Annotated in this window: 17 protein-coding genes; 11 read left to right on the top strand and 6 right to left on the bottom strand. The window is 65.3% G+C overall.

All coding sequences use genetic code 11. The features are described 5' to 3' along the window. The 5 genes from pcrA (at position 1) to sucD (ending at position 6,906) form a co-directional block, all read left to right on the top strand. Positions 1–2,490, top strand: a complete 2,490-nt coding sequence (gene pcrA, locus AC3A4Z_RS19870; RefSeq protein WP_498713745.1) for a DNA helicase PcrA — start codon at positions 1–3, stop codon at positions 2,488–2,490. Positions 2,491–2,591: 101 nt separating this feature from the next. Beyond that, the gene (locus tag AC3A4Z_RS19865; RefSeq protein ID WP_498713637.1) at positions 2,592–3,872 is read left to right on the top strand and encodes a glycosyltransferase; all 1,281 of its coding nucleotides are present in this window, start codon (positions 2,592–2,594) and stop codon (positions 3,870–3,872) included. Between the two features lie 19 nt (positions 3,873–3,891). Beyond that, complete coding sequence (locus AC3A4Z_RS19860; protein ID WP_498713634.1) at positions 3,892–4,599, top strand: hypothetical protein; 708 nt, start codon at positions 3,892–3,894, stop codon at positions 4,597–4,599. 222 nt (positions 4,600–4,821) lie between these two features. Beyond that, complete coding sequence (gene sucC / locus AC3A4Z_RS19855) at positions 4,822–5,991, top strand: ADP-forming succinate--CoA ligase subunit beta (protein ID WP_050056227.1); 1,170 nt, start codon at positions 4,822–4,824, stop codon at positions 5,989–5,991. A gap of 12 nt (positions 5,992–6,003) precedes the next feature. Further along, entirely contained in the window at positions 6,004–6,906 is a 903-nt protein-coding gene (gene sucD / locus AC3A4Z_RS19850) for a succinate--CoA ligase subunit alpha (RefSeq protein ID WP_307611337.1), read from the top strand. A gap of 151 nt (positions 6,907–7,057) precedes the next feature. Here the strand turns inward: sucD and AC3A4Z_RS19845 are convergent, their stop codons facing one another. The 3 genes from AC3A4Z_RS19845 to AC3A4Z_RS19835 all read right to left on the bottom strand — a co-directional run bounded on the left by AC3A4Z_RS19845 (position 7,058) and on the right by AC3A4Z_RS19835 (position 8,507). After that, positions 7,058–7,540: an SRPBCC family protein gene (locus tag AC3A4Z_RS19845; protein WP_306638231.1), complete on the bottom strand. Its 483-nt coding sequence runs from the start codon at positions 7,538–7,540 to the stop codon at positions 7,058–7,060. Then, positions 7,537–7,896 carry an ArsR/SmtB family transcription factor gene (locus AC3A4Z_RS19840; protein ID WP_498713630.1) on the bottom strand — a complete coding sequence of 120 codons (360 nt, stop codon included), beginning with the start codon at positions 7,894–7,896 and terminating at the stop codon, positions 7,537–7,539. Before AC3A4Z_RS19840 ends, AC3A4Z_RS19845 begins: the two co-directional genes overlap by 4 nt. A 161-nt stretch (positions 7,897–8,057) precedes the next feature. Beyond that, on the bottom strand, positions 8,058–8,507 hold the full coding sequence (locus AC3A4Z_RS19835) for a MarR family winged helix-turn-helix transcriptional regulator (protein ID WP_498713628.1): 450 nt from the start codon (positions 8,505–8,507) through the stop codon (positions 8,058–8,060). Positions 8,508–8,685: 178 nt separating this feature from the next. Here AC3A4Z_RS19835 and AC3A4Z_RS19830 point away from each other — a divergent pair, with 178 nt between their 5' ends. Both AC3A4Z_RS19830 and AC3A4Z_RS19825 read left to right on the top strand, forming a co-directional pair. Further along, complete coding sequence (locus AC3A4Z_RS19830) at positions 8,686–9,906, top strand: MFS transporter (RefSeq protein ID WP_498713626.1); 1,221 nt, start codon at positions 8,686–8,688, stop codon at positions 9,904–9,906. A 108-nt stretch (positions 9,907–10,014) separates the two neighbouring features. Beyond that, complete coding sequence (locus AC3A4Z_RS19825) at positions 10,015–11,148, top strand: LOG family protein (RefSeq protein WP_498713624.1); 1,134 nt, start codon at positions 10,015–10,017, stop codon at positions 11,146–11,148. 14 nt (positions 11,149–11,162) lie between these two features. Here the strand turns inward: AC3A4Z_RS19825 and AC3A4Z_RS19820 are convergent, their stop codons facing one another. Both AC3A4Z_RS19820 and AC3A4Z_RS19815 read right to left on the bottom strand, forming a co-directional pair. Beyond that, complete coding sequence (locus AC3A4Z_RS19820; RefSeq protein WP_498713622.1) at positions 11,163–12,086, bottom strand: matrixin family metalloprotease; 924 nt, start codon at positions 12,084–12,086, stop codon at positions 11,163–11,165. Between the two features lie 52 nt (positions 12,087–12,138). After that, complete coding sequence (locus AC3A4Z_RS19815; protein ID WP_498713620.1) at positions 12,139–13,296, bottom strand: VIT1/CCC1 transporter family protein; 1,158 nt, start codon at positions 13,294–13,296, stop codon at positions 12,139–12,141. Between the two features lie 229 nt (positions 13,297–13,525). Between AC3A4Z_RS19815 and AC3A4Z_RS19810 the strand changes: the two genes are divergently transcribed. Next, the gene (locus tag AC3A4Z_RS19810) at positions 13,526–13,750 is read left to right on the top strand and encodes a hypothetical protein (RefSeq protein WP_493972121.1); all 225 of its coding nucleotides are present in this window, start codon (positions 13,526–13,528) and stop codon (positions 13,748–13,750) included. Between the two features lie 80 nt (positions 13,751–13,830). Here the strand turns inward: AC3A4Z_RS19810 and AC3A4Z_RS19805 are convergent, their stop codons facing one another. Continuing rightward, on the bottom strand, positions 13,831–15,351 hold the full coding sequence (locus tag AC3A4Z_RS19805; RefSeq protein ID WP_498713617.1) for a sodium:solute symporter family protein: 1,521 nt from the start codon (positions 15,349–15,351) through the stop codon (positions 13,831–13,833). 275 nt (positions 15,352–15,626) lie between these two features. Here AC3A4Z_RS19805 and AC3A4Z_RS19800 point away from each other — a divergent pair, with 275 nt between their 5' ends. From AC3A4Z_RS19800 to AC3A4Z_RS19790, 3 genes are all read left to right on the top strand, one after another. Beyond that, positions 15,627–16,202: a helix-turn-helix domain-containing protein gene (locus AC3A4Z_RS19800; protein WP_050056198.1), complete on the top strand. Its 576-nt coding sequence runs from the start codon at positions 15,627–15,629 to the stop codon at positions 16,200–16,202. A gap of 481 nt (positions 16,203–16,683) precedes the next feature. Next, positions 16,684–17,748, top strand: coding sequence for an agmatinase (speB, locus tag AC3A4Z_RS19795; RefSeq protein ID WP_498713615.1), 1,065 nt, complete (start codon positions 16,684–16,686; stop codon positions 17,746–17,748). Positions 17,749–17,752: 4 nt separating this feature from the next. Then, positions 17,753–19,444, top strand: a complete 1,692-nt coding sequence (locus tag AC3A4Z_RS19790; RefSeq protein WP_498713613.1) for a thiamine pyrophosphate-binding protein — start codon at positions 17,753–17,755, stop codon at positions 19,442–19,444. Positions 19,445–19,508 lie beyond the last annotated feature (64 nt).

The raw sequence follows: 19,508 nt of genomic DNA, 5'->3' as shown, positions 1-19,508 counted from the left end.
ATGTTGTTTGACCCGTACTCTGACGGACCCTTCAAAGCCGCTCCCACCGCCGCTGCCCGCACCAAGTCGCCTTCTGGGGGCGCAGCTGCGGCTCCGGGGACGGGTGGCAGCGTCCGTGTGGACCGGGCGCCGGAAGGGCAGGCACATAACGGCCACCGCATGGATCCTGCCAAGCTCCTGGAGGGGCTCAACCCCCAGCAGGAGGAAGCCGTCAAGCACGCTGGTTCCGCGCTGCTTATCGTTGCCGGCGCGGGATCGGGAAAAACCCGGGTGCTCAGCAACAGGATCGCCTACCTGATCGCTACCGGCCGGGCGCACCACGGCGAAATCCTGGCCATCACGTTCACGAACAAGGCCGCCGCGGAAATGCGGGAACGCATCGAGAAGCTCGTGGGCGGCCGGGCCAAGATCATGTGGATCTCCACTTTCCACTCATCCTGCGTCCGCATTCTCCGGCAGGAGGCGGCCAATGTGGGACTGAAATCGAACTTCTCCATCTACGACTCCGCAGACTCCCTGCGGCTGGTCACCCAGGTCTCCAAAGCCCTTGATTTGGACCCCAAGAAGTTTGCGCCCAAGGCCATCCAGCACAAGATCTCGGCGCTGAAGAACGAACTTATCGACGCCGATTCGTTCGCCTCTGCCGCCAACTACAACGATCCCTTCGAGCAGGCCGTTGCCGATGTCTTCAAGGGCTACACGCAGCGGCTCCGGCAGGCGAACGCCATGGACTTCGACGACCTCATCGCCGAGACCGTTTATATGTTCCGCGCCTTCCCCGCCCTCGCTGAGTCCTACCGCCGACGGTTCCGGCACGTGCTGGTGGATGAATACCAGGACACCAACCACGCCCAGTACTCGCTGGTCCGCGAAATCGTGGGGGAGGGCCCCGGGGCTTCCGAGCTGACCGTGGTGGGTGACTCGGACCAGTCCATCTACGCCTTCCGCGGCGCGGACATCCGCAACATTGTGGAGTTCGAAAAGGACTACCCCGAGGCACGGACCATCAAGCTGGAGCAGAACTACCGCTCCACCCAGAACATCCTCAGCGCGGCCAACTCCGTCATCTCACGGAACCCCAACCGTCCGGAAAAACGGCTGTGGACCGCCGAGGGCGAGGGCCACAAGATCATCGGCTACGTGGGCGAGAACGAGCACGACGAAGCCCAGTTCATCGCCAAGGAAATTGACCGGCTCCAGGACGAGGACAACCTCCGCCCGGGAGACGTCGCAATTTTCTACCGGACCAACGCCCAGTCGCGCTCCATCGAAGACGTGCTGGTCCGCGTCGGCCTGCCGTACAAGGTGGTGGGCGGCACGCGCTTCTACGAGCGCAAGGAGATCAAGGACGCCCTCGCCTATCTGCGCGTCCTGGTCAATCCGGACGACGACGTCAACCTGCGCCGTGTGCTCAACGAACCAAAGCGCGGCATTGGCGACCGCGCCGAGGGCGCCGTGGCCGCGCTGGCACAGCGGGAACGGATCTCATTCATGGCTGCAGCCCGCCGCGCCGAACAGGCTCCGGGCATGGCAACCCGGTCCGTAAACGCCGTCCTGGGGTTCGTGAAGCTGCTGGATGACCTGGCGGAAGTGGCCGCTGGCTCGGGCGCGGCGGCCGCGCTCGAAGCCGTCCTGGAGCAGACCGGCTACCTGGCCGCGCTGCGTTCCAGCACCGATCCGCAGGACGAGTCACGGGTGGAAAACCTGGCGGAACTCGTCGCCGTGGTCCGTGAATACGAGCAGGAGAACCCGGAGGGATCACTGGAGGCCTTCCTGGAACAGGTGTCCCTGGTGGCTGATGCGGACCAGATTCCCGACGCCCCGGGAGCGGACATCGATGCAGCCGTCGCCGAGGCAAAGCGGCTTGGCGTGGTCACCCTGATGACGCTGCACACCGCCAAGGGCCTCGAATTCCCGGTGGTGTTCCTGACCGGCATGGAACACGGTTTGTTCCCGCACCAGCGCTCAGCCACCGATCCGAAAGAGCTGGCGGAGGAACGCCGGCTGGCCTATGTGGGCCTCACCCGCGCCCGGAAGCGGCTCTACGTCACGCGTTCCGAGGTCCGCAGCATGTGGGGGCAGAGCCAGTACAACCCCGCCAGCCAGTTCCTGGAGGAGATTCCCGCTGAACTCCTTGAGTGGAAGCGTGAAGGAACCAGCAGGCAGTCCAACTGGGGCGGCGGATCCATCAGTTCGGGCCGCTACAGCGGATCCTTCTGGGGCGCCGGGACTTCCCGCGGTGCTGCCGCCGACCCGTCAGCAGGCTTCAACGCCGACGTCCCCGCCGTCATCGCCCGGAACCGGGTGCAGCCGCAGAAAGAGATCGTTGCCGTCAGCGTGGGGGACAGGGTCAACCACACGAGCTTTGGCAACGGGACAGTCCTGGCACTCGAAGGCGCCGGGGACAAGACCGTGGCAAAGGTGAAGTTCGACGTCGGCGAAAAGCGGCTGCTGCTGCGGTACGCGCCGCTCACCAAGCTCGACGCCTAGGAACGGAACCGGACCGGGTCCGCCCTTGTCCGGCCCGCCCGGCGGGTTTACAGTTCAGGAACCTTTTCCCAGCAGCCGTAAACAACGTGACGGAGCGGGCCATGAAGATCCTGTTTGCCAGCCAGGCCATCGACGGCCATTTCAACCCCATGACCGGGGTGGCAATGGAGCTCATGAAACGGGGGCACGACGTCCGTTGGTACACCGGCCCGGCCCTGGCCGACAAGCTCCAGGAGCTCGGAATTCCGCTGTTTCCTTTCAAGCGGGCCATCGAGCACCGCGCAGATAACCTCACCGACCTGTATCCGGAACGTGCCAGGCTGAAAGGCCCGCGCGCCATCGGTTTCGACGGGGAGAAAATCTTCGCAAGCAACATCAGCAGTTTCTTCGAGGACATCCGGGAACTGGACCGGGACTTTCCGTTCGATGTCCTGGTGGCGGACACGTCCATGTTCATCCACCGGCTCGTCGCGCACCTGCTGGGGAAGCGGGTGGTGGGCTTTGTGGTGATTCCGAATATGGAAAGCGACCCGCTGGTGCCTCCGCTCTTCTTTGGCTTCCTCCCGGCCCGGAACCTGGGAGAGAAGGCCCTCCAGGCAGCGGCCGGACTGCTGTCCGACAAGGTCATCCTCCGCCCCGCCAGCCAAAGCTACCGGCGGCAGCACGCCTTCTACGGGCAGGAGGTTCCCAAAGGGGGCCGGCTCACCGACGAGCCCTACCGGTGCTCGGACGCCGTTATCCAAACCGGCCCCAGGTCACTGGACTTCCCGCGGCGCAGGGACAACCCCAAAGTCCAGTATGTCGGAGCGCTCCTGCCCTACCGGCTTCCGCGAGTTGCTGTTCCTGACGCCCGGCCTGAAGATTTTTCCAACACAGTTGTGGTCACCCAGGGCACGGTAGACAACCTGGACCCGAACAAGCTCATCGTTCCCGCCATCGAGGCCCTGAAGGACACGGACACCCTGGTGATGGTGGCGACGGCAGGCCGCGGAACCGCGGAACTGTGCCAACGCTATCCGCAGCCGAACATCCGGATCCACGACTACATCGACTTTGCGGCCGTCTTCGAATTCACGGACGTCTTTGTGACCAACGGCGGGTTCGGCGGAGTACAGCTCGCACTTTCCAAGGGAGTACCCCTGGTGGTGTCAGGGCTCAATGAGGGAAAGAACGACGTCAACGCCCGGGTTGAGTACGCCGGAGTAGGCATTAACCTGCGGACAGACAACCCCTCAGCAATAAGCATCGCCAAGGCCGTAAACAGCATCCTGGCGGACCCGGTATGGAAGCACCGGGCGCAGCAGATGCGCCGGGACTTTGGCGACAACAACCCTGCGGAGGCGGCGGCCGATGTGGTTGAAGGCGTGACCGGCACCAGGTAAAGCACGGGCGTAAAGCATAATGGGGCGCATGCGACGGACTGTTCTGGGGCTCTTTGCCGCCCTGATCCTGGCGGCGGCTACGGCCTGCACCATCACCACCCAGGATCCCGGCTACGTCCCGCCGCCGCCGCTGCCGCCTATGGAACAGCTGGAACAGGCCGCCTTGGTGGACGCCAAGAACTTTGCCAACGGCGACGGGGTGATCTCTTTCATCACTGAAGACCGGACCGTTGCCTGTTCCCTGACGTCGGCCAGGGGCGAGCACGTGAACCTGCCCTACGAGCAGAACAACTTCGCTGATTCGGCCAACAACAAACTGGCCACGGTGCCCGTGGCGCACTGCGAACTTGCCGAGTATCCGCAGCCACAGGCCGGTGACGCCAAGGACGACTGCGCGGGAACCGGGCTCGGCTACCTGGGCGGCGCCGCCCTGCTCACCCCGGACAGCGCCAGGTACGGCGAATGCCGGTCCGGCGTCACACAAATGGAGGCAACCTACGGCGCCAAAGGAAGCAAAACGGGGGACATAACCCAACTGCAGGTGTTGGGGGAGGGACAGAACCTGGAAGGGAACGGACTGCGCTGTTCGGCCTACAACGGCGGGGTGGCGTGCGGAAACGTCTCCGCCGGCGTCGGATTCTTTGTTTCCCCGGAGCATTACGAGCTTATTTCCGGGCCTGCCGGAAGTGCCTCCCCGGCCCCGGCAGAAGGCTCAAAAACCCCGTAAATCCGCGGTTTTTCTACGCTCCATAGAATAGTGTGCTTACTCACATAAGCGGTAGTCTTGGACGGGCCGGTCCCTTCAAAGGACTAGAGTTCCCAGTGGAGCATCACGCCGCGTGGCTCGTTTCCAACAGGCCGCCGGTGCGTGCAATTCCGCAGCCCGGTCATCGTCTTCGATGGTGTCCGACTGTACAGAAACTACTTCGACGTAGAAGGACACTAAACCGTGGACCTGTTTGAATACCAGGCGCGCGATATGTTCGAGGCGCACGGTGTACCCGTGCTTGCCGGCATCGTGGCGCACACCCCAGAAGAAGCAAAGGCAGCTGCCGAGAAGATCGGCGGCGTAACTGTCGTCAAAGCACAGGTCAAGGTTGGCGGCCGCGGCAAGGCCGGCGGCGTCAAGGTCGCAAAGTCCGCTGACGAGGCACTTGAGCACGCCACCAACATCCTGGGCATGGACATCAAGGGCCACACCGTCAACAAGGTGATGATCGCCCAGGGTGCCGACATCGCCGAGGAGTACTACTTCTCCGTCCTGCTGGACCGGGCAAACCGCAACTACCTGGCCATGTGCTCGGTTGAGGGCGGCATGGAAATCGAACAACTCGCCGTCGAACGCCCCGAAGCGCTGGCCAAGATCGCCATCGACCCCGCCGTGGGCATCGACCAGGCCAAGGCCGACGAAATCGTCGCAGCCGCCGGCTTCGCTGAGGAACTCCGCGGCAAGGTGGCCGATGTGATCCTCAAGCTCTGGGACGTCTTCAAGAAGGAAGACGCCACGCTCGTGGAGGTCAACCCGCTCGTCAAGACCGGCGCCGGCGAGATCGTGGCCCTGGACGGCAAGGTCTCGCTCGACGAGAACGCCGACTTCCGCCACGCCAAGCACGCCCTCCTTGAGGACAAGGACGCTGCTGACCCGCTTGAGGCCAAGGCAAAGGCGCAGGACCTCAACTACGTCAAGCTGGACGGCGAAGTGGGCATCATCGGCAACGGTGCAGGCCTGGTGATGTCCACCCTGGACGTCGTTGCCTACGCCGGCGAAAACCACGGCAACGTCAAGCCCGCAAACTTCCTCGACATCGGCGGCGGAGCCTCCGCTGAGGTCATGGCCGCAGGCCTGGACGTCATCCTCGGCGACGAGCAGGTCAAGTCCGTCTTCGTCAACGTCTTCGGTGGCATCACCGCCTGTGACGCCGTCGCAAAGGGCATCGTCGGCGCGCTGGCCGAGCTCGGCCACACCGCCAACAAGCCGCTGGTGGTCCGCCTCGACGGCAACAACGTCGAAGAAGGCCGCCGCATCCTGAACGAGGCCAACCACCCGCTGGTTACCCTGGCCGCCACCATGGACGAGGGCGCCGACAAGGCCGCCGAACTCGCCAACGCAGCGAAGTAAAGGGACGCGACAATGTCTATCTACCTCAACAAAGACTCCAAGGTCATCGTCCAGGGCATCACCGGCGGCGAAGGCACCAAGCACACCGCCCTGATGCTCAAGGCAGGCACCAACATCGTAGGCGGCGTCAACGCCCGCAAGGCCGGCACCACCGTCCTGCACGGCGACAACGAAATCAACGTCTACGGCACCGTCAAGGAAGCCATCGCTGAAACCGGCGCTGACGTTTCCATCGTCTTCGTGCCGCCGGCATTCACCAAGAACGCTGTTGTTGAAGCCATCGAAGCCGGCATCGGCCTCGTTGTGGTCATCACCGAAGGCGTGCCGGTCCAGGACTCCGCCGAGTTCTGGGCACTGGCCCAGTCCAAGCTGGACGCCGACGGCAACCAGGTGACCCGCATCATCGGCCCGAACTGCCCCGGCATCATCACCCCGGGCGAGGCGCTCGTGGGCATCACCCCGGCCAACATCACGGGTAAGGGCCCCATCGGCCTGGTCTCCAAGTCAGGCACCCTGACCTACCAGATGATGTACGAACTGCGCGACCTCGGCTTCTCCACCGCCATCGGCATCGGCGGCGACCCCATCATCGGCACCACGCACATCGACGCCCTGGCAGCGTTCGAGGCCGACCCCGAGACCAAGGCGATCGTCATGATCGGCGAAATCGGCGGCGACGCCGAGGAACGCGCAGCCGACTTCATCAAGGCCAACGTCACCAAGCCGGTTGTCGGCTACGTGGCAGGCTTCACGGCTCCCGAAGGCAAGACCATGGGCCACGCCGGCGCCATCGTCTCCGGTTCCGCCGGAACCGCACAGGCCAAGAAGGAAGCCCTCGAGGCTGCAGGCGTGAAGGTCGGCAAAACGCCGTCCGAGACCGCCAAGCTGCTGCGCGAAGTCTACGCAGCACTCTAGAAGTTCGGTTTAGGACAACGCGGGGTCACTTACCGCCCATTCCAGCCACTGGGATGGGCGCGGAGTGACCCCGCGTTGCTGTTTTAACGGTCGACGGCGGGTGGTTCCCTTTTTGGAAAGGGAACCACCCGCCGTCGTACCTTTGTTTTTCCTAGACCTTGGCGCCGCTGAGCAACTCGTCCAGCCGCTCGTAGCCTTCGCTCATGCCGCCCTCCATCCCGGACTGCGCCATGCCGTCCCGCGCCTCCTGGCTGGGATAGACCGAATGGCCGCGCAGCCGCGTCCGGCCGTTGCCGAGGTCCTCGAACGTCATGAACTCCAGGCTGACTACGTCCGGGTACCCGCCGAACTCAAAGGTCTGGATGGCAAACTCGTTCTCGCGGACGGTGTGGAAGATGCCCTTGAACTCATAGGGCACGCCCTCGGGCCCGGTATGCAGGTAGCTGTAGCTGCCGCCCGTGCGGAAATCGTAGTGGTCGATGTCCATCTTGTAGCCGCGCGGCCCCAGCCACTGGACAATCAGGTCCGGCTCCTTGTGGGCGCGGAACACGTCCGCGACCGGGAAATCAAACTCGCGCTCGTAATCGATGAAGGGGACGCCCTCAGGAACGCTGAGTTTCAGGGAATTGCTCATGATGACTCCTTGGGTTTGTCGCTGCTGGCCACAGCGTTTGATCTAAGTACGGCGTCGAGGCTGCGGAACTGCCCCTCCCGGACCAGCCTGTACCGGTCGATCCAGGCGGTGAGGGCCTCAAGCCGTGCCGGGTTCAGGTGGACGGGCCGGCGCTGCGCATCCCTGGTCCGGGTCACCAGTTCCGCCTGCTCGAGTACCTGGATATGTTTCGAGACCGCCTGTTTGGAGATCGCGAACGGTTCTGCCAACTCATTAACGGTGGCCGGGCCCCGGCTGAGCCGGGCGATGATGCTCCGCCGCACGGGATCGGCCAGGGCCATAAAGGCCGAGTCCAACGCCGCGCTTTCGGAGTTCATGATGGGCCTTCCGTAATCAACTTACTCTTTTATCAACCTCTCGGTTGTTTAAGAGTACGCCGGTATGGATGCCGGTTCAATGGCCTCAGTCTTGTTATTTCCGATGCGGATCTTCACCAGGCCGGCCGCCCCAGGATGCCGGGTGGCGGTTGATTGCGCCGCTATGCGGGCGCGTGGAGCCGGGGAAGTGCGTCCACCAAAGGCGCCAGTTCCGGGACCGCCTGCGCTTCGCCCAAGGCACGCTCGAGGGTCGCGTCGTGGACGGGCCGCGTTTCCTCCAGCAGGCGCAGCCCGCTCGACGTCAACTCCGTGTAGATGCCGCGGCGGTCATCGGCACACAGGATGCGCGTCAGAAGCCCTCGGTCCTCCAGCCGGTTGACCAGCCGGGTGGTAGCGCTGGGGCTCAGGGCGGAAGCGCGGGCAAGCTGCTGCATCCGCATGTGCCAGCCGTCCTGCCGGCTCAGCGCATCCAGGACGGTGTACTCCACCACGGACAGCTTTGATTCCGTCTGGAGCGCACGTTCCAGTTCCGTTTCGATCAGCCCGTGGAGGGCGGCCAGGGTACGCCAACCTTGCGCGCGGACCTCAACCGCGTCGTCCTTGATGCCCATGACATTGCTCCTCGAAAAAGGGGCAGTCCACCCGCTGCGGGGATGCGGTGGCCAAGCTGCCCGATGGTGCACAAAAGTAGTTGCTTGCGCGGGATATTTGTATCTGCAACAATAAATACCGCGCCTGCAACTATTTTAGGCGCCTATCACCCCCCACACAATCCGAAGGAGTACCGGCATGCCTGTCGGACTGATTGCCCTCGCCCTCGGCGGATTTGGAATTGGACTCACTGAATTCGTCATTATGGGCCTCCTGCCGGAAGTGGCTGCCGACTTCCAGGTCAGCGAGGCGCAGGCGGGCTGGTTCATCTCCGGTTACGCCCTGGCTGTAGTGGTCGGAGCCCTCGGACTCACGGCAGCGGTGACCCGTTTTGACCGGAAGCCGGTGCTGGCGGCGCTGCTTGTCCTGTTCATTGCCGGTAACCTGCTCTCCGCCACGGCCGCCGGGTATTGGCCCATGATGGCCGGCCGCGTCATCGCGGCGCTCGCACACGGAGCATTCTTCGGCATCGGCTCCGTCGTCGCCGCAGGCATGGTGCCGCCGAACAAAAAAGCAGGTGCGATCGCGCTGATGTTCACCGGCCTCACCGCAGCCAACGTACTTGGCGTCCCGTTCGGAACCCTCCTGGGCCAGGCCGCCGGCTGGCGTGCCACTTTCTGGGCCATTACTGTCATCGGTGTGGCCGCGCTCGCCGGGATCCTGGCACTCGTGCCCAGGGCGGCCGGCGGCAAAGCCGAGGCCGGGGGACTGCGCCGCGAACTCCGGGCCTTCCGCTCAGGCCAGGTATGGCTCTCCATTGCGGTCACTATCCTGGGATTCGGTGGAATGTTCGGCGCCTTCACCTACATCGCCTACACCCTGACCGAGGTCACCGGCTTTGCCGCCACCACGGTGCCATGGCTGCTGATCATCTTCGGTGTAGGCCTCTTCGCGGGCAACACCCTTGGCGGAAAAGCCGCCGACCGGAACATCGACCGTACCCTGCTGGTGGTGCTCGCCGTCCTGTCCGCTATCCTCGTGCTCTTTGCCCTCACCGCCACTAGCCAGGTGCTCACGGTGGCATCCCTCGTGCTGATGGGCGGCTTCGGCTTCGCCACTGTTCCCGGCCTGCAAATGCGGGTGATGACCTACGCGAGCAGCGCCCCCACCCTGGCGTCCGGCGCCAACATCGGTGCGTTCAACGTGGGCAACGCCCTTGGCGCATGGCTTGGCGGTGTCACCATCACCGCTGGGCTCGGCTACACGTCACCCATATGGGCCGGCGCCGGTATCACGCTGCTGGGCCTAGCCGTTATGTCGTTCGCCGCCGTGGCTGCCAGGCGCAACCACGTCCTGGGCGTCGGAGGAACCGCGGACCATCGGAGTGGGCTCGAGCTTGCGGGTCGCAGCCGGTCCTGAAGTTCCGGCCACCAGCCCATCCGGCAGCCCCGGGTGGACCCGGCCTGACCCCGCGTTGCGTGTCGAGGTGCCCTACGCTGGGTGGATGAGCACCATCAAGGGGCGGCCGTGAATCTCTCCGGAAAACTCGGGCCCAGCCCCCGCAGCCTGGATGTTGAAGACCTGGCCAGCTTCGACCGGCTGGTCCGCGCCGGAGCCGGGGAGATGGACGGCTGGCACGCCCAGTCCCTTGATCTCCGGGGACGCTCTGAGGCCTTGAACCGGATCCGCGTTGAGGGTGCCATCTTCCTGGGCTGCCTGTTTGACGAAGGGATGGAGGACGCACTCCGGCGCCGGGGCGCCCTGATCTTCCCCCGCCTGGAGGGCGTACCCTTCAACCCTTACCGGGCCGGCCTGTACTCGCCCCAGGAGCTGTACGCCGGCCTCGCCGGCTCCCCATACGAGGAACTGCCCGACGCCCGGATCTACCAGTGGAGCATCCAGCCAGGGCTGCGGCACCGGCTCGATGCCACGCTCGCCTCGGCCCTGCACGACCACGCCATTGGTGATGCCCTGGACGAGCTGCACCGCTCGGATGCATGGGCGGGCCGGAAAATGGTGGGCGTGATGGGCGGACACGCTGCCCAGCGGGGCAGCACCGACTACGCCCAGGCGGCACTGCTGGGGCAGTTGCTGGCGCGGGACGGGCATGTGGTGGCCACGGGCGGTGGGCCCGGTGCCATGGAAGCCGCCAACCTTGGCGCCTACCTCAGCGAGGCCGACGATGGCGCGTTGCCGGGTGCGCTGCAGACCCTCGCCTCCGTCCCCGGCTTCCGGCCCTCGGTGTCCGGGTGGGCACGCGCGGCGGCTGCCGTCGTCGAGCGCTATCCAGGCGGTACCGCATCGCTGGGAATCCCCACCTGGTTCTACGGCCACGAACCGCCCAACTACTTCGCCACGCACATCGCCAAGTACTTCGCCAACGCCATCCGCGAGGCTATCCTGCTGGAGCTATGCCACGGCGGCATCGTGTTCCTGCCCGGCGCCGCGGGAACCGTCCAGGAGATCTTCCAGGATGCCTGCGAGAACTACTACGCGGCGGACGCAAAAATCACTCCGATGGTGCTTGTGGGCAAACATCACTGGGAGCACCAGTACCCGGCGTGGCCCATGCTCCGCAGCCTGGCGGCGGGGCGGTCCATGCAAGACTGGATTTTCCTGGTTGACTCAGTGCAGGACGCCGCAGCTGTCCTGCGAGGCTGACGGGCACGAAAGGGTTACAGGTCCTTCCGGCACTGCGCCTTGCTCAACTCATACAGGCCGTTCAGGTCCCCGTCGGAGAGCCCCTGGGGAGTGCCGATCTCCGGATACATCAGCTGGGTGGGATCCTCCACGTGGTCCAGGCCCATGACGTGGCTGAGTTCGTGCAGGATCACGGCGGTAGCGTAGAGGTGCCCGTCGGGGTTCAGGAGCTCGGCCTCGATCTGCGGGGCGTCCAGGTCCAGGCCGCCCGTCACAAAAGTCTTGGCGCCGTCGTCGTAGCTGTAGTGCGTGCTGCCGCCGGTGCCGATCACCTTGCCCTTGAGTTGCGGCGCAACTTCGGGAGTGGTCCACGCGATGAGCAGCGGCGCCCAGCGCTCGCCGTAGGCCTCAGGCTGGTACGGCGCCCGTTGCGGCGACGGCTGCTCGCTGGACGTGCCGTCGTAGACAAACGTGATGCCGGTGGCTGCGGAAATTGCGGTGATGGCGTCGGACACCAGCTGCTGCGCACCTGCCGGGGCCAGGTCATCGTTGACCACGTAGTGCAGCGGCCGGCACGGGGAGTAGCCCACGGGACTGCCGTCGCCGTTGACGGCCAGGAACTTGTACGAGTCGCTTCCCACCGCGGGAGGCACGGGCGCACCCAAGGGTGCTTCTGCCTCCTCCAGCCCCGCCGGCGGAGCTTCAGTCCGCGCCTCTGCCGGCGCGTTTGATACGGCCTCGCCGGCGGATGCCTGCGGCTCCTCCTGCTGGCCGCCCGGTCCCAGGCGGATATCCAGGATGTCCGTGACCCTCGGATCGTCCAGCGCCAGGGCGGCGCCGAAGAGGGCAGCGGAGAACAACGCACCCGTGAGCACAAAGCGAAGGGCGCCGCGGGAGCTTCCAGGGTGCGCCCGCCGTCCCGCATGGCGCTGCGGCTGGTCCTCCACTACTGCCCCCAATCTGCTCAGTGAGCCTTACTGTTTATGGAGCCTACTGCCAAAGACAGCTTCGCTAGCCAACAACAGTGCCGAAAACGAGCCCCAGCAGGTAGGTGACCGCGGCGGCGCCCAGCCCGATGCCCAGCTGGCGCAACCCCCGGGTCAGGGGAGACGTCCCGGAAAGCAGGCCAACGATGCCGCCCGTGACCAGCAGGGCAAGGCCCACCAGCACCCCGGCAAACACCAGTGCGGTGACGCCGGTCAGGCCAAACAGGAACGGCAGGATGGGCACGATGGCGCCGGAGGCAAAAAAGCAGAAGCTGGACAGGGCCGCACCCCAGGCAGTGCCCACGGCCTCGTGCTGGTCTTCGGCGTCGGGGATTTCGGGCTGCAGGGACAGGCTGGGATCGCAGTCGCAGGACAGCAGGCCCATACGCTCGGCAACGCGGTGCTGCGCGGCTTCCTGGGACATTCCCCTGGCCAGGTAAACCAGCAGCAGTTCGTTGTGCTCGAGGTCCAGTTTGGGTGCAGCGGCCAGGGTGATCTGGGTGGGGCGGGTGGCGGCAAGGAGCTCACGCTGGGATCGGACGGAGATGAATTCCCCGGCGCCCATGGACATTGCCCCGGCAAGAAGGCCGGCGATGCCGCTGAGCAGCACCACGCTGCTGGCCACGCCGGACGCCGCCATGCCCATCACCAGGGAGAGGTTGCTGACCAGGCCGTCATTTGCACCGAAGACGGCGGCGCGGAACGTGCCGGCCAGGCGGTTGCGTCCACGCGTCGCGAGCCCCCGGACCACTTCCTCGTGGATCTGCTCGTCGGCGGCCATCGCTTCAGTGGCGTTGGGGTCCTTGGCGTAGGGGGAGCGGCCTTCCGCGCGCTGGGCCAGGGCCAGAACGAAGACCGAGCCGAAGTGCCGGGCCAGGAAACCCAGCAGCTGGCTGCGGATGGATGCCGGACGGGGCTTGCCTGCATGCTCACCCAGGAGCCGGAGCCAGTGGTCCTCGTGCCGGCCTTCTGCTTCGGCCAGCGCCAGCAGGATCTCCCGCTCTTCGCCCTGCCGGTTTTGAGCCAGGTCCCGGTAGACCGCGGCCTCTGCGCGTTCGTCGGCCAAGTACTGGCGCCAGCGGCGGATGTCCGCCGCCGGGGGCTGGGACTCGCGTTTTGCGGAAGCGTGCTGATGAGGATGGGCGTGCTGCGACACGGAAAACTCCTGGGCTGGATAGGGCATGATGTGGCCCCATTGCTCCGCCAGCTTACCGCGGAATTCCGCGGTTTTTCGGCCGGCGTCCCTCACTCCGGAGTTTCGGTAGGCCTCAAAATCGCGCCTGTTTTGGCGGCCCGTGCAGCGGATAACGCACCCTTGACCATGGCAGCGGGCGGTGCTGTGATGAAAGTGTGGCGCCCGCCGGCACCCGCCAAAAAGAGCACGTCAGGTACGAACAAACGGAGGTTGCACAATGAACACCACCGGACAGCACCCGGACATGCCCCACCTGGATTCCGTCGAAGCCGATCCTGCTTACGACTACGCCGAGGATGCCCCGGTCGCCGACGAAGACTGGGACACCGAGGATGAATTCCTGGACGCGGAAGAACCCGTGGTCCAGGCACCTCCTGTCGTCATCGACGCCGAGGACCGGGTGGTCCCGCTGGATGATGACGAGGTCCGCGAGACTGAATAGAAAAGACGACGGCGGCACCTTCCTTCGCTGGAAAGCGAAAGGAGGTGCCGCCGTCGTGCGTGTCCTTGAGGCCGGCGGCGCTACTGCGCCGTGGGGACTGCCTCCGGTGCCTCTTCGGATGCCTGTCCCGCGACGCGGCGCTGCCAGTTGCGCATGACCAGCGGGTCGGTGGGCTTTGTCAGCAGGGAAACGGCCACGTACACCGCGGCCGAGGCCAGCAGGCCGTAGTAGATGGGCTCGTTCGCGTAAATGCCGTCCAGGGGTGCTTTGGCGTTGATTTCCAGGATGATCATGGTGCCCAGCGTCACCACCGAGCCCACGGCCATGGAAGCTGCGGCAGCCGCGCCTGTGCCGCGCTTCCACACCAGGCCGCCGAGGATGGCCACGAGGAGTCCGCCCACCAGGATGTCGTAGGCGATGGTCAGGGCGGCGACCACGTCCTTGGTGATGATGGCGATGACGATGGCGATGGTACCCAGGACCAGGACCCAGATGCGGTTGGCTTTGACGTCGTGCTCGGGGTTGTCGCTGTCCTCGGTGTTGATGTCCTTGCCGAACCAGCTGGCCACGAACGGCAGGACGTCGGCGCGGGCCACGGTTGCGGCGGCGATCAGGGCGCCGGATGCGGTGGACATCATCGCGGCCACGGCTGCCGCGAGTACCAGCCCGCCGATGCCCAGGGGCAGCAGGTTCTGGGCCACTTCGGCGTAGACATCGTCCTTGGCGGCAATCTTGATATCGGAGAGGGCAACGCTGGCAGCCATGCCGATCAGGGCGCCGGCAACACCGTAGAGGATGCAGTAGATGCCGGCCGTGGCTCCGCCCCAGCGGGCTACTCCGGACGTCTTGGCCGTGAAGACCCGCTGCCAGATGTCCTGGCCGATGAGCAGGCCCAGCGTGTAGACAACGAAGTAGGTGATGATGGTCTGCAGGCCGATGCCGTCGATCTGGAAGAAGCTCTCATCCACGCGGCTGCGGATGCCGTCGATGCCGCCCGCAGCGTTCAGGGTGAAGGGGAGCATCAGGAAGAAGATGCCCACGGTCTTGATGACGAACTGCACCTGGTCCGCCAGGGTGATGGACCACATGCCGCCGATGGTTGAGTAGACCAGCACGATCGCGCCGCCCACTGCGATGGCGATGGCCCGGTCCCAGCCGAACAGCACCACAAAGATGGTGGCGTATGCGCCGGTGGACGTGGCGCACAGCATCAGGGTGTACGCGAGCATCACGATACCCGAGGCCTCCGTGGCCCGGCTGCCGTACCGCAGCGTGAGCATTTGCGAGACGGTGTAGATCTTCAACTTTTGGATGGTTCCGGCGAAGAGCAGGCTCAGCAGCAGCACGCCGGCGCCGATGGCCACCACCAGCCACATGCCGGAGATGCCGAACTTGTAGCCGAGGCCCACGCCGCCGACGGTGGAGGCTCCACCGAGGACGACGGCGGCCATGGTGCCTGTGTAGAGGAAGGGGCCGAGGCGGCGGCCGGCCACCAGGAAGTCGCTGTTGTTCCTGGTGCGGGACTTGCCCCACCAGCCGAAGGCGAGCATTGCGAGTAGGTACACCACCACAATGGCGATGTTAATGACACGTGCGTCCACGTTGGACTCCTTGGAGCGGTGGGGCAGCCGGGGTGGCCTCCGGAATTGGGGGAATTGCGGAAGCCGCTGCTCATGGGCGGGGGGATGAGAGTGGATTCTCGATTATTGCCCGATAGGCAACAGATGTTTTCCAAAGAGTAGGCTGTGATCGTGGTAACAGTCAAGGGGAAACTGGTGCCCGGAGCCACGCCCGCCACGGAGGCGTCACAGAAGCGGCTGGCCATTAGTATTGCTCCAGAGTCGGGGCCGGACTGCCGGCCATGAAAGGTACGCAGATGAAGGCACTGCCAGTCGAGCCAAGCAACGTGCCCGTTGCCATTGGGTCCAGGATCCGGGCGGCACGGCAGTCCCAGCGGCTCACCATCGAGCAGGTTGCCGACGCCACCGGGCTCACCAAAGGGTTCCTCAGCCGGGTGGAACGGGATCTGACGTCTCCCTCCGTGGCCTCGCTTGTGACGCTCTGCCAGGTCCTGTCGATTTCCATCGGAGACCTGTTCGCCGCGCCGGAGACCCACCTCACCAAGCGCAACGACGGGCCGCGGATCTCGCTCGGCGGCCAGGGGATCGTGGAGCGGCTCCTGACGGCGCGTTCGGAGCGCCGGATCCAGATCATCCAGGCCTGCATCGAGCCGCACGGCCGCGGCGAGTCCGAGCTCTATGCGGTGGACTGCGACGTTGACGTGCTGCACGTCATCAAGGGCAGCATCCGGCTGATCCTCACTAATGAGCAGTATGACCTGAACACAGGGGACACCGTGACCTTCCCCGGCCGCGAGCCGCATACCTGGGTCAACCCGACCGACAAGCCCGTTGAGGTTCTCTGGGTCCTGGTTCCCGCCGCGAGCCGGTAGTTTCTCTTCAGGGGTGTACGTTCCTGCCCGGTTGCTTCCGGCGGCTCCTTGATGCTGCCGCGCGCTTCCGCGCAGGCCGCCGAACCGGGGCGGCTTGAAGTGAGCAGGTCCCGGCGTGAAAATCCGGCGTCCAGAAGTTGTGCCGAGCGGGCCACTCCACCAGCCCGCTTCAGGTAGTCGAGAATCTCCCTGCCGCCATCTGATGCTCGCGGCTGCCGCAGGGGAATAGGTGGGCAGTCGCATGTGGGTAAGTCCCAGGATTGAAGTATGTGCGGTCCTGCCCGCTTACTCTGTGGCGCACTGCATTGAGCGCGGCGAGATGGTGAGATCCTCGGATGATCCGAGCACTCTTACGGCAGTAAGTGGGCGGGAACGCACAGCTGCGCCAAGCGGACTAGTAAACAGTTGATGCGCATTAGAAAACCGAGGTGTATGATGGCAGTCACATCAGTCCCTCAACTCCTCGAAGGAGAGGCCTCCATTGGAAGAGCTGCGCATCGAAGCCAACGGCAACCTTGGCCCCATCGATTCATCCCGTATTCCCCGTTACGCCGGGGCCGCTACCTACGCCCGCCTTCCGCGCCTTGACCAGGTGCCCAAGGCCGACGTCACGGTGGTGGGCGTGCCCTTCGATTCCGGAGTCTCCTACCGCCCGGGAGCCCGCTTCGGCGCCAACCACGTCCGCGAAGCCAGTCGGCTGCTGCGTCCCTACAACCCTGCGTGGGACGTCAGCCCGTTCGAGAATGTCCAGGTGGCCGACGCCGGGGATATGGCCGTCAACCCGTTCAACATCAACGAGGCCATCGAAACCATCCAGCAGAACGCACTGGATCTCACGGCCGCCGGCAGCAAGCTTGTGACACTGGGCGGAGACCACACCATTGCGCTGCCCCTGCTCCGGGCCGCGGCCGAGCGCGCGGGTGGACCCATCGCCATGCTCCACTTCGACGCGCACCTGGACACCTGGGACACCTACTTCGGCGCCGAGTACACCCACGGCACCCCGTTCCGCCGAGCCGTCGAGGAAGGCATCCTGGACACTGAAGCCATCAGCCACATCGGCACCCGGGGCCCGCTGTACGGCAAAAAGGATCTCGACGACGACCACCGCTTTGGGTTTGGCATCGTCACCTCCGCGGACGTCTATTACCAGGGCGTTCTCGAAACCGTGGCCAAGGTCCGCGACCGGATCGGCAACCGCCCCCTGTACATCTCCGTGGACATCGACGTGCTTGATCCCGCCCACGCTCCCGGCACCGGCACCCCGGAAGCCGGCGGCATCACCAGCCGGGAACTGCTGGAAATCATCCGGGGCTTCCGCGGCATGAACCTGGTGGGCGCGGACGTGGTGGAGGTGGCCCCCGCTTACGATCACGCCGAAATCACCGGCGTCGCGGCAAGCCACGTCGCCTACGAACTGGTGACCCTCATGGCGGACAACGCAGAACCCGGCGACCGCTTCGGAGCTGAAACCGGCTACGCGGCGCAGGCCCTCGGCCAGGAAGCACGCCGCCCTGCAGGCTTCGCCGCTGCGGGCAAGGAGTAGCCGGATGATCGATTTCGATCCCGGGACAGCAGCCCCAACGAAAGGCACGGGTCAACGCAACGGCGGGGATCTCGTCGTCGAAACCCTCGAGGCACTGGGCGCGAAGACTGTCTTTGGCATTCCCGGGCAGCACGCCTTGGGGCTCTTTGACGCGATGGGCCGCGGAAAACTGCAGTTTGTGTCCTCCCGGGTGGAGAACAACTCCGCCTTCGCGGCGGACGGCTACTCGCGGGCCACCGGCGAGGTGGGAGTCCTCTTCCTCTCCACCGGTCCCGGAGCACTGACGTCCCTGGCCGGACTGCAGGAGGCCTACGCCACCGGCGTGCCCATGGTGGTGGTGGCCAGCCAGATCCCGCTCGAAGGCCTCGGCGCCCGGCGCAAGGGCATGCTGCACCAGCTCGATGACCAGAAGGCGTCCGCAGCGAACGTCACCAAGAGCCAGCGGCTGATCCAGCACGCCTCCGGCATTCCGTCCGCCATCCAGGACGCCTGGACCGAGGCGATCTCCTCGCCGCAGGGGCCGGTGTGGATCGAGATTCCGCAGAACGTGCTGCTCGATCCGATCATGGTGCCGCCGGTGGAGGACGCGCTCGCGGAAGCTGCGGACAACCCGCCCCGCGTGGAGCTGGTCCGCGAAGCGGTCAAATGGCTGCAGGCGGCAGAACGTCCGGCGATCATCGCCGGCGGCGGAACCCGTCGGGGCAAGGCCGAGAAGTCATTGCTGTCCATCGCCGAGAAACTCCGTGCCCCGGTGATCTGCACCCCGGGCGGCAACGGTGCGTTCCCCTGGAACCATGAGCTGTCGCTGCAGTCCTGGATCGAGGACCGCCACATGACCGATCTGCTCGAGGACGCGGACGTCCTGGTGGTTATCGGCTCGTCCCTGGGCGAGGTCACCTCCAACTACTTCACATTTGAGCCGCGCGGCCGGATCATCCAGATCGATGCCGAGCCGCGGGTCCTCGAGTCCAACCGCCCCGGCCTGGGCATCCGGGCAGACGCAGGCCAGGCCCTTGCGGCCCTGGACGAAGTGCTTGAGGCCGGCCGCAGCAGGCCCAGTTGGCATGGAACATCCCCCGAGGACCTGGTGCAGGAATCACTGGCGAACGTCCGTGCCCGGCTGGAGTCCCAGGACCTGGCCAAGGAACTGAAGTTCATGGCAGATATCCGCGAAGCCGTTCCGGCGGACATGCAGACGTTCTGGGACATGACCATTTCCGCGTATTGGGGCTGGAGCTGCTGGGACGCCCGGGAGGGCCAGTTCCACTCGGCCCAGGGCGCCGGCGGCCTCGGGTACGGGTTCCCGGCGGCGATCGGCGGAGCGGTTGGCCTGGAAACCGTGGGCAAGCCCGGCCGGGTCCTCGCTGTTTCCGGCGATGGCTCGTCGATGTACTCCATCTCCGAACTTGCCACTGCCAAGCAGCACAACGTGCCGGTCACCTGGCTCATCGTGGACGACGGCGGCTACGGCATCCTGCGCGAATACATGGTGGGAGCCTTCGGTAAGGCAACCGCCACGGAACTCGCCCGCCCCGACTTCGTAAAACTCGCCGAAGCCTTTGGCGTGCCGGCCACGAAAGTGGCGCCCGAGGATGTGGGGGAGGCTCTCAAGGCGGGCTTTGCCGCGGACGGGCCCAACGTCGTCGTGGTGGAAACGCTGCTGAAGATGTTCGCCCCCACGCATCTGCCTGATTAAGCAGTGGGCCAAACAAACGCCTGCGCTTACTGAATAACCCAAGAAGGTCCCGGCTCCCAGGTGG

It is taken from the genome of Arthrobacter sp. Soil_C_49 (assembly GCF_057656635.1).
Note: the sequence above shows the minus strand (reverse complement) of the source record. Positions and strands in the feature narration are given on the sequence as shown.